A 14,000-nucleotide genomic window follows, 5' to 3' on the forward strand; every position below is an offset into this window, starting at 1 on the left:
ATAGAAATTAGCAAAATAACCGTTAAGTTACAGTGAGTTTAGTATTAACTGTGAAAAACTTTGTGAGTTAGACTCGCTAACATAACGGTAAGTTTTTTTCCAAAACCAGCTACCCGTTGTTTCTTCATAGGTGTTGTAGCTAATCGTTTTATAACCCGCGTTAAACTGAGTACGAGCCGCTGTTACTTTGCCTTGGTATCCAGCATCTGGCAGGTTACCGTGGCTATATTCCGCGCTCATTAGTAGTGGATAGTGATATGGCATAAAGCTAGTTACTGCATCATCTTGGGAGGCTAACTGACCGTTGATAGCAACGCTTGTACTACAACTACCAAAGTCACCTTTTGCTGATGCACCACAAGAAGAGTGCGTTGATACAACACCATCGTCGTTACCTGGTAAGAAGCCTGAAGTTAGGCCGTAATAGTCGCTTGCATCAGCAACAAAGCGTAGGCGAGGCGCATTGTCACTCGGATACTGAGCAACTTGTCGCGCATTATTTACTTTTAAATCCCACATGATACCAAACTCTTCAGGCATGCTGCCCAGCCATGCCTCAACTGCTTGGCGAGTTAGTTCACCTACTACACCACCAGAAGTCGCAGCGTTGATAGCTGTGTCTGCGAGTTCGCTTCCGCCACCCGCGCCTGCAAGGTCAAAAGTAGCAACGATATTAAGTGGTTGAAGGCCCGCATTTTCAAGCCAAGTTGCTTGGTTATCTAAGATATAGCGCGCGACTAAATCACCCGTTGAGTGGGTAACAAAGACACAGCCAGGATTACAAGTGCCATTTTCTGCAAATGCTTTTAGCTTTGGCCAAATATAATCTGTTGCGATTTTGCCTTGCAAACGCTCATAAGAAGGCCAATCAATACGCTCATCAGCGTGGTTTATCCAAAAAGATGACCAGTATTCTTCACCTTCAAGTTCGACATTGGTGCTGTTAGGGCGGTTAAGTTGGTCCGCTTGAAAGCCATGAATTAGAATTGTTTTATATTCTGAGGCCTGTGCGGGAGTTGCAAGTGCAGTGCCTGTTAATAACGCTGAAAGTGCAGCAGTGTATACAAAGTTAGTTTTCATTGTCTAAGTCCTTTAAAGCGCCAAGTGCCACATCTATGGTCGGCCTACAACAAAATTTCCCACTTTGTTTAATCGCAAATAAGGGAGACTATAGGCATCGCACAACTACTTTCACTACTACTGAAACGCATCTTTGTTAGTATATTATGTGGCGTGAGAAGCTATTCCCACGCCGGTCTCAAAAGCTAAAATCACGCCATTTCAGGGTTGTTATGGAGATCAGATAGCAAGTTCAAAGTTTTCTCGCTGCGGTTCACAAATGGGTTAGTCTCATCCCATACATAACCCGCAAGCACAGAAGTGATTTGGCTCTTAATTTTTTCAGGCTTGTTGTTTGAGAAAAATAAACGGCGCAAGCGCCCGTCGTACCAGCCTTCAATATAGGTGCGCATGACAGCAATCCCTTTAAGCATATGCGCTTCATATTCTTGCTGCCAATTTGCTTCTTCGCCATTTAACTGCGCAACAATGAGATCAGCAGCGCGTGCGCCTGACTCAATGGCAAACATAACACCGGCTGAAAATACGGGGTCAATAAATTCGCTGGCGTTACCGGTTAGGACAAAGTTTTTACCAAACAGTTGTTTGATACCTTTAGAGTAGCCTTTGATCTCCTTTGGTTCCATACACAGCGCCATTCCTTCCAACATTGCAGAGGCATGTTGATCGCGAGCAAGGTAGGTTAAAAAGCGCGCTTTAGCATCGCCTTCTGCACTTTCCAAATACTCAGGGTTACCAACAAAGCCGACTGAAACACGACCGTCAGAGAAAGGTATTAGCCAAACCCATACATCCTCTTCGTGAACCAGAATCGTTACTTTATTGTTTTCAGCCCCAGTTTCTATGCCATCAGCTGGTTTAAATTGCGCGAACAAAGTTGCCCGAGTCGGTGCTGACGAAGGTTCATTTAAGTCAAGTAGATTTGCTAGTACTCGGCCATAGCCGCTTGAGTCAACAACAAATTTGGCTTGGATCTCCTGCTCGTCGCCAGCCTCATTGACTACCTTAATGATAGGTTTTTCTAGATCCATGTTGGCATCGACTACGGAAGTGCCAAATTCGATGGGGGCACCCATTTTTTGCACTTCTTCAGCCAGTACATTGTCAAAGTCATCTCTTGGAACTTGCCATGTCCATGTCCAGCCGTCGGTGTAATTTTTAGAGAAATCGAAAAACTCTTGGAAGTCATCTTGTTTAAAATTAGCACCGATTTTCTTTTGGTAATTGCGTGCGACTAACGCATCCATAAATCCAGCATCTTCTAAATGCTGCATACTTTGTGGTAGAAGACTTTCACCGATAACATAGCGTGGAAAGTGGCTACGTTCAACGATCTTCACGGTTAACCCTGCTTGAATTAGCTTTGCAGCGGTCATTGTCCCAGCAGGTCCAGCGCCGATAATAAGTACATCTACATTTTCCTTAGCCATTTTGTAATTCCTTAATCATATATTGTGAGAAAATGTGGCAATTAATTAATCCTAGAGTGAAGAGGGGAGCTCCCTTTAATGCCTCACTCTAGAAAATCTAATTTAACATTATATTAACGAATAAAATGTTAAAGAGTGTTCATAATTTCTGACATTTTTATTAAGTCTTCCGGTGTTTTTACCCAACTGTTGTGCGACCCTTTCATGGTGAACACTTGAACCTGACTGGGTTGCATTGCTTCTTCGATAAGATTTTGATTCTTATCAAGGTATCGGTTGATTATATGACTGGAAAGTTGCAACTCTAGGCTATCCGACTGAGCCACTTCAACCGCACAACCAGCACTAAATAGCGTCACCTTTGCGGTGCTAGAAAATGCCGGATCATTTTGGTAGTGATAATTAATTCTATCGGGCTCAAGATGACTGAACTCTGGGTGTAGAGCAAAAACTTCATCATGCATCGCGGCATAGTCAAAACAAGGGTCGACGAACACCAAGTGTTCGACTGTGTCCCCCTCATTTTGCAGCAGTTTGGCAACCTCAAGTGCCAGCGTTGCGCCAAAACTCCAACCAAAAATCCGATAAGGACCACTAGGCTTTAGCTTTTTAAGATGAATAGCATACTGCAACGCCAATGTTTGGAACTGATAATAGTCATAGGCGAGCGAGCCCTTTGGTTTTTCCTGTGCGGCATAGATGTTATTGAAGCAATAACAAGGCGCGGAAATCTTGGGAGCAATGGATTGCAAGTAACTCTCAGCACCACCGCCACCCGGAGGGAAGAAAAACCATTCAATAGGAGCATCGGCTTCATTCACCAATACGCCGATCTCAATATCGCTTAGGGTTTTTATGCCTTGGGGGCTTGCTGCTGTAATCGAATGTGAAACGACGGCTCGAAGGGCAGCATCGAACTGCTCTATGAATGCGGTGGTTTGCGTCTCATCTAACTGACTTGCAATGCTCACTTGCAGTTTCATTTGACGCACTTCGGCATTAACGATGAGTGCCATTTCATCCTGATTATCCTTGCTACTGGCATCGCCTGAGTGTGCATTTAGCATTCGTATGCCCTGATCTTGTGCATCATTGTTGCTATCAAGTTGTCCCAAGTAATTAAAGCTAACTTTAGGTAATTGGCTGAAGGAAAATTCCCCACGTCTGACCAATTCGCTGAAGCCTAAACCTTTATCTGGAATGGCACGAAGCGTTTCTTTGCTTTGAATAATCAGCGTCGATAAATCCGTGTCATTTTTCAGAGCAACCGGAAACATACTAGTAAACCAGCCTAGTGTTCTTGACGTATCAATATGGTCACTCAGATGTTCTCGGCCGTGGCCTTCTAACGTGAGGTGGCAATAGTTTGTAGCAAAGGTATTGCACCAAGCCCGAGTAAACGCACTCATTAAGAGATCATTGATTTCTGTGTTAAATCCAGCAGGAGCAAGGCGTAGCAATTGCTCAGTAAGCTGAGTATCAAATTGATGCGTAAGACGCTGTTGTGATTTACCGTAAGGTATGTTTTGTTGTGTGCTTAGCACGTTTTGCCAATACGGTATTTGTTGTTCAAAAGGATGCTGGGCCACAACGTCTGACCATTGGCGATAACTGCTGGTTTTGTCGCTTAAGGTGTCGCCTTGTAGCAAGCGGCTTAAGTCTTCGACCAAAATACGCCACGAAACACCATCAATCACAAGGTGGTGAACGATAAGTACGAGTCTAGTTAGCGGCGTATCATCGCTGAGTAAAACCGGTTGCCACAAAGCACCTGAACCGAGTTCAAAACGGGCGTGTATTTTGCTCAACGCCAGTCCAGTTTGCTGCTCATCAAGCCCCAAGGTGTCCAGATGGATAAGCTTTGGTGCTGGGCACGCTTCAATACTTTGATATTGGGATTGCCAAGTCTCGGTTTTGCTAAACTGAGCACGCAACATGTCATGTTGTTGATGCAGCTGCACGAGTGCACGCTCCAAAGTATCTAGCGCGGTATTGTGCGGAAGTGCGAGCATGACCGACTGATTAAAATGCGCTTTATGACGGTAGTGGGAGTTGAGGAACCATTGCTGGATAGGTAATAACTTGATTTCTCCGCTGAGCTCACCTTGTTCAGCCACAATTTCTACCTGTTCATTATTTGCCAAAAATGCACAAAGCGCTTCTAGGGTTGGATACGTAAATATGTCTTTGGTCGACAGCGAATAGCCAGCACGTTTGAGAGCCGACATGAGCTGAATACTCATAATTGAGTCCCCACCGATATGGAAGAAGTTATCTTCCAAGCCAACCTGCTTAATCCCCAAAACAGCACACCAGATTTTAGCGATATGCCGCTCCAGTTCTGTGTTTGGAGCATGGAGGGTCTCAGTTTGGCTAAAATCGGGCTGCGGTAGTGCTCGGGCATCAATCTTGCCATTAACCGTAACGGGTAGGGCGTCTAATGTGACGTAGGCACTTGGCAGCATATAACTCGGCAGCATGTGAGAGAGTGTTTGCTTGAGCTTCGCCTCATCCAGTGACTCAGTATTTGCCATGACCAAATAGGCCACGATACGTTTAATCCCATCTTGTTCATTCACGTTTACAAACGCAGTATGAATTTGCGGTTGTTGCTTAATTGCAGTTTCAATCTCGCCAAGTTCGATGCGGTAACCACGAATTTTCACCTGGAAATCATTACGACCAACATACTCTAATAAGCCATCTTCACGCCATTTAACCAAATCTCCTGTTTTATACATTTTGTTCCAACCGCTTGCGAGATACCTATCCGATGCGAATGGATTAACTAAGAATGCTTGTTCGGTTAAATCTGACCGGTGTAAATAGCGTCTTGCCATACCCGCGCCGCCAATATAAAGCTCTCCTGCCACGCCCGGTGGAAGTATTTTGCCAGCAGGCGACAACACGTAGGCAGATTTATTGGCAATGGCACGGCCAATAGGTGCTCCGTGATTTACAGTGTTGAGTAAGCAGCAAGTAGCATAAACGGTGGTCTCTGTTGGGCCATAGGCGTGGTAAAGCATCAGCTCTGGCGCTTGATGCTTTACTCGCTCAACCATAGCTAAGTCGACTGCCTCTCCACCAAAATTAATCTGTTTAAGTCCGGCGTGTAAGAAGAAGTCTTCGTTAGCTAAACGATTAAATAGCGCAGTGGTTACAAAACACGTATCAATCTGCTGTGCTTGGCAGTATTCAATCAGTCGTTCTGGATCAAGTTGAGTCTGTTTATCTATCAGGTGTAGTGCTGCGCCATTACTGAGTGTGACAAAGCAGTCAAAAATAAACGCGTCGAAGCTAATACTCGATAAGCTAAGGACCTTGCTCAGTCGTGTGGGATCGATAAAGTGGTCGTCAGTGGCATAGTTTAATAGTGCCGCATGGTTGATTTCTACGCCTTTAGGGTTACCTGTGGTACCAGAGGTATAGATAATATAAGCCAAATCAGACGTGCTCACCGATACCGATTGGTCTAAGCTTGTTTCCTCCATTGATGCATCGCTGAGTACATGTGTCAGTGAGGCAAGTGTTGTACTCGCAACTCTATCCATTAATCCCGATTGGGTGACCACAATTTTCGCACCACAGTCCTTGGCAATATATTCAATTCTTGAGTCAGGAAATTCCGGTGATACAGGAACATAACCACCGCCTGCTTTAAGAATAGCGAGGATCGCAACGATAGAATCCAACTGTTTTTCATGCAGTAATAAGACTGGGAAATCACCTTGATACTCGTTGCCGTAAATCTCAGCCTTAATCACCAATAATTGCTGGGCAAGCTGGCAAGCCTGGCGGTCGAGTGCTTGATAGCTTAGTGATTCATCTTGCCAGACCACAGCGGTTGCATCCGGGAATACGGCGACTTTTTCACTAAATAAGTCGTTGAAGTTCTCGAAGCCACATGACTCGAGCTCGGTTTCATTCCACTCGTTGAGAATACGGGCCTTTTCCACTGTATTGGCAATTTCAATGTGTTGATGAGGTAAGAGAGTATTGTCAGCGACTTGCTTGAGGATAAGTAGCAGTTGAGATTGCAGTTGTGCGGCACGTGCAGGCGAAAGCAAGCTGGCGTCGTACATCAGCTCGAGTTGCAACTCTCCTTGCTCCTTTGCTATCAATGCAAGTGGGTATTCAACTTGCTCTGGTGCTGCGTCAAACTGCCAGCGAGCTTGTTGTGCCTCTGCTTGTTCATTTTCAAGGCTTGGGTAGTTTTCGAAAACGACTAGGCTTTGGAATAGCCGATTACCACCTTGTTGCAGTGACGCGAGTGACACATTCGCATGGCTATTTAAGTCCAAAATGGCAGTTTGGATCTTCTCGAGTTGTTGCGCGATGGTAGCATCTGTAGGCCAATCAAGATAAAGCGGTAGCGTATTGATGTAAGCTCCAACACTTTGCTCTATGCCGTCAATTGGTAAGTCACGACCTGCGATAGTTGTACCTACTAAAGTAAATTCGTCGCGAGTATAGATTTGGATAAGCTTATGCCAGGCAAATTGTACCGCAGCATTGAGCGTGACAGAATGTTGCTGACACGCTTGCTGCAACTTACTTAATGTCTCGCTTGGTAGAGCAAAATACAGCGCCTGCGGATCATGATTATGACGGAGCGTTTCTAAATCTGTTGAGTGACTAAACAGGGTGTTAAGATCGTTTGCTTGTGATAAATCAGCGACATGATATTGCCAAAATGCTTTGGTGGCGGCCTGATTATCTCTTAGGTAGGCATGGGCATCTAAATAGGCGTTATCCACCTGTAAAACAGGTTCTCGACCTTGTAGTAATTGCGTATAGTTCTGGTGAACGGTCTGCATAACTAACGGGCCACTCCAGCCATCACAAATGCTGTGATGCTCTGTTTTTATTAGGTGATAATGCGCTTCACCGCGTTTTACCAAATGCAGTGTAAATAACCCCGGTCTTGCAAAATTAAATGGCTGATTTAGCACTTGGTTTGCAAGCTTTTCTATGTGTGCTTGTTGTTCTGCTTTTGAATATTGACTGATATCAATCACGCTAAAGTTATCTTCATCAACACAGGTGTGATCCACGATAAGTTGCAGCATGGTTTCTTCAACATCAAAAGCACAGCGCAGCGCTGGATATTGCAGCGAGGTTAGTTGCCACGCACGACAGTAAAGCGCAGTGTCAATTTTATCGAAATACTGCATCTGTGACTGCACCCGATAGGCGGTATCTTCTGGACTATTAAGCTGGTGGAAAATAAAACCTTGCTGCAAGTTTGTTGCGGGATAAACCGCGGCTAGGTCGTAACGTGTGCGCAGTGTATCTAAGTGGGCGAAGCTGACGCCTGTCAGGTTATAGTCGCTCGGCGTTTGTTTGGCGCCAAGCGCTTTGGTATGTAATGCCGTGTCCAGCACCGCTTGTAGACTGGCAGTGAACTGACTTTGGAATAGGGCAAATTCGGTTTCAGACAATGCCGTGGTGCAATTTAAGACAAGCTGACCATGAATAATAGCCGCGTTGATATCAAGAACGTAATGGCCATTATTTTCGCTTGCGACTGATTGACCTGTAATGGCTTCGGTCAAGTAGAAGTCACCACTGGGTTGCTGCGTTTTTGTGCCACCGATTTGGCCTAAATAGTTGAATGCAACGGTTGGTAAAGTCCCCGTCACTTGTTTGGAAAAATAGAATTGACCAAAACCAACGCCATTGTCTGGCAATTTACGCAGCTGCTCTTTGGCATTGACTATAGCGCTTTCGAGACTAGAACCCGCATGGAGTGCTAGTGGATATAATGACGTAAACCAGCCTACGGTGCGTGAATGATCTATATCTTCGGCGATGTGTTCACGACCATGTCCTTCAAGCGCAATAACCTGATCATTACTACCAGTGATATGAGCTAGAGTTAGGGACAGCGCGGCGACGACAAGGTCTCGAGGCTCTGTGTGATATCCTTGATTAGCGTCAAACAGCAACGTTTGTGTAAATGCAGAGTCAAGTTTAATCACTTGGTTTGTCGGTGTGTTCTTCGCTGTTAAGTGTGTTTGACAAGTATCAAGTACTTCTTGCCAGTAATCGATTTGTTCGGCTTGAACATGTGCATATTGGGCTAAGGTCTCAACCCATTGACGATAGCTTGAGGTTTTTTGCGCCAATTTTTTGCCTTGATAAAGGCTATTTAAATCCTCAATTAGGATCCGCCAAGAGACAAAGTCAATGATCAGGTGGTGGAAGGCCAGTACCAATACATCTTGGCTTTGGCGTTTGACACGAATTGGCTGCCATAAAGGGCCTGAATTTAACTCAAACTGTGACTGCAAGCGAGTTAATTGCTTGGCAAGCTCGTCGTCACTAAGTGTGTCTGCATCAAGTTTAACTAGAGGTGCCATGGTATTATTTTGTTGGTACTGCTGGGTAATGTGCGCCGTCTTTTGATTGAAAACAAGGCGTAGCACATCATGTTGCTCAGCAAGCTCGGACAATAGCTCAACTAATCTCTCATCACTGATTGCGCTTGGCATTACAGTGGCAAAAGTTTGGGCAAAGTGTGCGGGGTTAGCAAACTGATTTGCGAAGAACCACTGCTGGATAGGCAGTAGATCGAACTCGCCTTCAAGCTGGCCTTGTTCGGTTTTTATCGTAACCTTCTTGTCGCCATTCGCACTGATAAGCTTTGCCAGCCGCGCGGGAGTTGGGGCGGCAAATATTTCTTTAACTTGTACCGTTAATCCTGCTTCTCTTAAGCGTGAAACCAGCTGAATACTGACAATTGAATCGCCGCCGATTTGGAAGAAATTATCCTCAATCCCCACTTGCTCAAGGCCAAGTACCTGTTGCCAAATCTCACAAAGTTGGGTCTCTAAGGCATTGCGCGGTGCCACATAGAGGTTGTCGGCTTGAAGCTCTGGCACGGGGAGTGCTTTGCGGTCAAGCTTACCGTTACCCGTGAGTGGAATATGCTCGATTAGAGTAAAGTGACTGGGCACCATGTATTCAGGTAAAGCAGCACTTAGGGCGAGCTTTAACTCGGTAATTTCAAGGTCAGGCTCTGCGACAAGATAAGCGGCCAGCGCTTTGCCTTGCGGTGCAGGCACGTCAATCACCACAGCGTTTTGTACGCCTTGTTGGTCGACAATAGCAGCGGCAATCTCGCCTAGTTCGACACGATAACCACGAATTTTCACCTGCTCATCGTTACGACCGAGATACACCAAGTCGCCGTTGTCTAGGAAGCGGGCAAGGTCACCGGTTTTGTACAGCTTGCTATGGGCGGGGTCGTGACTAAATGGATTATCAATAAAGCGCTCAGCATTGAGTTCAGGGCGGTTTAAGTAACCCCGGGCAACCCCAAGACCTGAAATATATAACTCACCCGGCGCACCAATGGGCATGGGCTGCAGCGACTCAGACAACACATGAAGATTAACGTTAGGGTAGGCTTTACCTATGCCTTGATGAAGGCGAGGATAGGCCTGCGCGAGCATCGCACCGACGGTGGCTTCCGTTGGGCCATATTCATCGAAAATAGCGTTCACATGGCCGCTTAACGCATCAATGGCCTGGTCGGTCAACGCCTCACCACCGAGCATTAGGGCATCGACTTGTGCGTCGCTGCCAGGCAATAGCGCCATGGCAAGACTCGGTGTGGTTTTCACAAAGCCAACGTTCGCGGCATGTAGGTGAGCTCTAAAAGCGGCGGCATCAAGAATATCGCCTTCATAGACACACACCGTTTGTCCAGCAAGGAGCGGGCATAAGGTGGTGGTCACCGACAGGTCAAAACAGTAGTTAGAAGAAAAGTCGATATTACGATACTTGTCACCTAACTGGCGGGTTAAGGCGTGAAGATAGTAAAGCACATTGTGCTGCGTGAGCATCACACCTTTTGGTTGTCCGGTTGTCCCTGAGGTGTAGATGATATAAGCCAAGTTAGCCAAGGCCGTTGGACGCACTAAGTTCTCATGCTCCACCGCAAGCGCATGGGTGTTTACGCCGAGCGCCTTCACGCCGAGCGCCGCCGCTTTTCCAAGCACAGGGTTAAGTGATGGCAAGTGGCTTTCCTGGGTTAGCACTAAGTCGGTGTTGGTGTCGGTTAAAATAAACTCAACCCGAGCTTCGGGGTAATCTGGTGAAACAGGCACATAGGCACCACCGGCTTTGAGCACGGCCAAAATAGCAATAAGCATCTCGCTACTGCGAGAAAAGTAGAGGGCGATAGGGGTATCGGCAGGCAATAGGCCAGCTTGGGCTTTGGGGTGCTGAGCAATGATTTGCTTCGCAAGGGCATTAGCTTTACCGTTCACTTCGGCATAAGACAGCGTTTCACCGCTGCTGGTTAACATGGCCGCTTGCTCTGGGGTGTTAGCGGCGTGCTGCTCTACTAAGCTGGCCAGATCTTTGTCGGTAGCAAACGACTCGGCGTTGTTGTGCCAAGCACGGAGTGTGTCAGTCTCAGTTCTATTTTGTAGGGCTACTTTTGCAAGTGGCTGTGCGGTTCTGGCGATCACCTGATCGATAATATTGATAAAGCGCTCAGCAAGAGTTGCGATCCAGTCACTTGGAAATAGCGCGGTGGCATAGTTAATATCACCAAATACTTCTTCGTCACCATTTTGTAGCAGTAAACTAATGTCGAACTTAGCCACTTTATGTAGCGCTTTTACTTGTGACTCATCCACAGGCGTAAACAGCTGTTGGCTGCTGTCGTCGCTGTTATTTTTAAATTGCTCAAGCGCAAACATCATTTGAAATAGCGGGTGGCGAGACGGATCCCGTTGTAATTTTAGGGCGTCGACCAATTTATCAAATGGCAGATCTTGGTGCGCCTTTGCCGCTTTTAAGGTTTGGTGCACTTGTTGGATTAAGGTATTAAAGTCGAGTGCGTTATCAATATGAACTGGCAGGGCTAAGCTATTGACCAAAAAGCCAATAAGATTTTGTGTCTGGCTTAGGTGACGGTTGTCAGATGGCGTACCTATGACTAAATCTGACTGACCGCTGGTTGCTTGTAATGTCAATGCCCAGCTGCTGAGCAGTACTACATAAAGACTGGTTTGTTGCGTTTTGGCTATGGCCTTGAGGGCTTCGCTTCGTTCCTGACCCAAATGAATACGGTGGTCGGCACCGTGATATTGATATTCATTTGGCCTTGGTAGTGGCGAATGTAATTCAAGCTGCTCAGCACCTGCAAGTGCATCAGTCCAGTGGTCTAAAAGCTTAGTTAAGGTATCGCCGCTGAGATACTCGCGCTGCCACCTTGCGTAATCTTGGTACTGTAACTCAAGCGCTGGTAGCTCAGGCGTTTTGCCTGAAGCTAGCATAAAATAGGCTTGGTGTAGCTCACGCATAAAGATTTCGGTGGACCAGCCATCAAACGCAATATGGTGCCACATAAATAGCACGTAACGTTCAGCGTCTAATGTCCAACAGCAAACCTTGAACATAGGCTCATTGGCTAAGTCAAATGGTGTACTGATCGCTTGTTTAACAGCCGTATTAAGCGCAGCTAAGTCAGCCACAGGGCTAGGCGTAATCTCAATACAAGCGCTCAACACTTCTTGATAGTCGAGGCCTTGCTCGTCTTGACGATAGACACTGCGAAGGATTTCGTGCCTATCTAACACGATATTCAACGCCTGTTCTAAGTGTGCAAGCTCGGTGTGCTCAGCGAGTTTAACCAAAAACGGAATATGATAAGCGTTGGTGCCATTTTCTAACCGTTCGATAAAGAGTAAACGCTCTTGCGCAAACGAAAGCGGATAGCGGTTTAATTCTGGCAGTGTATTAAACGCATCCTTTGAAAAAATTGCTTTTGCTTCAAGGTAATCCATTAGCTGCGTTTTGTTTGACTTTAACTTTGCAACAAGCGCAGCATCTGGCGCTTGCGCGCCAAATGACAGCTCTAGTCCGCCGTCTTGCAACCAGATTGAGAGATTGTGATCTTTCAGTTCAGCGAGCAATGACAACATGGTTAAATCCTCATGCTATTAGTTTGTTCTTGTTGTGATCCGGAGTCTGCTTTAATCTCGATATCCACGCTCAGCGTCTCTAAGTTGTCGACGATTGCGGCAATATGGGTATGCTCAAACAAGGCTGAAATTGGGATGTTTAAATCCAGTGCTTTATTACACGCATTCATCAACCGGATAGCCGAGATAGAGTCCCCCCCGATACTGAAGAAATTATCTTCAATCCCCACTTGTTCTAGGCCAAGTACCTGTTGCCAAATCTCACAAAGCTGGGTCTCTAAGGCATTGCGTGGTGCCACATAGAGGTTGTCAGCCTGAAGCTCTGGCACGGGGAGTGCTTTGCGGTCAAGCTTACCGTTACCCGTGAGTGGAATATGCTCGATTAGAGTAAAGTGACTGGGCACCATGTATTCAGGTAAAGCAGCACTTAGGGCGAGCTTTACCTCGGTAATTTCAAGGTCAGGCTCTGCGACAAGATAAGCGGCCAGCGCTTTGCCTTGCGGTGCAGGCACGTCAATCACCACTGCGTTTTGTACGCCTTGTTGGTCGACAATAGCAGCGGCAATCTCGCCTAGTTCGACACGATAACCACGAATTTTCACCTGCTCATCGTTACGACCGAGATACACCAAGTCGCCGTTGTCTAGGAAGCGGGCAAGGTCACCGGTTTTGTACAGCTTGCTATGGGCGGGGTCGTGACTAAATGGATTATCAATAAAGCGCTCAGCATTGAGTTCAGGGCGGTTTAAGTAACCCCGGGCAACCCCAAGGCCTGAAATATATAACTCACCCGGCGCACCAATGGGCATGGGCTGCAGCGACTCAGACAACACATGAAGATTAACGTTAGGGTAGGCTTTACCTATGCCTTGATGAAGACGTGGGTAGGCCTGTGCTAGCATCGCACCGACTGTGGCTTCCGTTGGGCCATATTCATCGAAAATAGCGTTTACATGGTCGCTTAATGCGGCAATGGCCTGCTCAGTCAGCGCTTCACCACCGAGCATTAGGGCATCGACTTGTGCGTCGCTGCCAGGCAATAGCGCCATGGCAAGACTGGGTGTGGTTTTCACAAAGCCAACATTCGCGGCACTTAGGTGAGCTCTAAAGGCGACGGCATCAAGAATATCGCCTTCATAGACACACACCGTTTGTCCAGCAAGGAGCGGGCATAAGGTGGTCGTCACCGACAGGTCAAAACAGTAGTTAGAAGAAAAGTCGATATTACGATACTTGTCACCTAACTGGCTGGTTAAGGCGTGAAGATAGTAAAGCACATTGTGCTGAGTGAGCATCACACCTTTTGGTTGTCCGGTTGTCCCTGAGGTGTAGATGATATAAGCCAAGTTAGCCAAGGCCGTTGGACGCACTAAGTTCTCATGCTCCAACGCAAGCGCATGGGTGTTTACGCCGAGCGCTGTGGCTTTTCCAAGCACAGGGTTAAGTGATGGCAAGTGGCTTTCCTGGGTTAGCACTAAGTCGGTGTTGGTGTCGGTTAAAATAAACTCAACCCGAGCTTCGGGGTAATCTGGTGAAACAGGCACATAGG

The 14,000-nt window shown here is 46.6% G+C and carries 4 protein-coding genes; all 4 read right to left on the reverse strand.

Annotated elements, in window-relative coordinates; all coding sequences use genetic code 11:
- Positions 1-27: 27 nt before the first annotated feature.
- Complete coding sequence (locus L1271_RS21540; RefSeq protein WP_102056422.1) at positions 28-1,080, reverse strand: hypothetical protein; 1,053 nt, start codon at positions 1,078-1,080, stop codon at positions 28-30.
- 191 nt (positions 1,081-1,271) lie between these two features.
- Complete coding sequence (locus L1271_RS21545) at positions 1,272-2,510, reverse strand: NAD(P)/FAD-dependent oxidoreductase (RefSeq protein WP_235368779.1); 1,239 nt, start codon at positions 2,508-2,510, stop codon at positions 1,272-1,274.
- 128 nt (positions 2,511-2,638) lie between these two features.
- Positions 2,639-12,451 (reverse strand): non-ribosomal peptide synthetase, encoded by a 9,813-nt coding sequence (locus tag L1271_RS21550; RefSeq protein WP_235368780.1) that lies wholly within the window; start codon positions 12,449-12,451, stop codon positions 2,639-2,641.
- A 2-nt stretch (positions 12,452-12,453) separates the two neighbouring features.
- Positions 12,454-14,000, reverse strand: a 1,547-nt coding sequence (locus tag L1271_RS21555; RefSeq protein WP_235368781.1) for a non-ribosomal peptide synthetase, incomplete at its 5' end; no start/stop codon positions are given.

Source organism: Pseudoalteromonas sp. OF5H-5, from assembly GCF_021530695.1.
Lineage (GTDB): Bacteria > Pseudomonadota > Gammaproteobacteria > Enterobacterales > Alteromonadaceae > Pseudoalteromonas.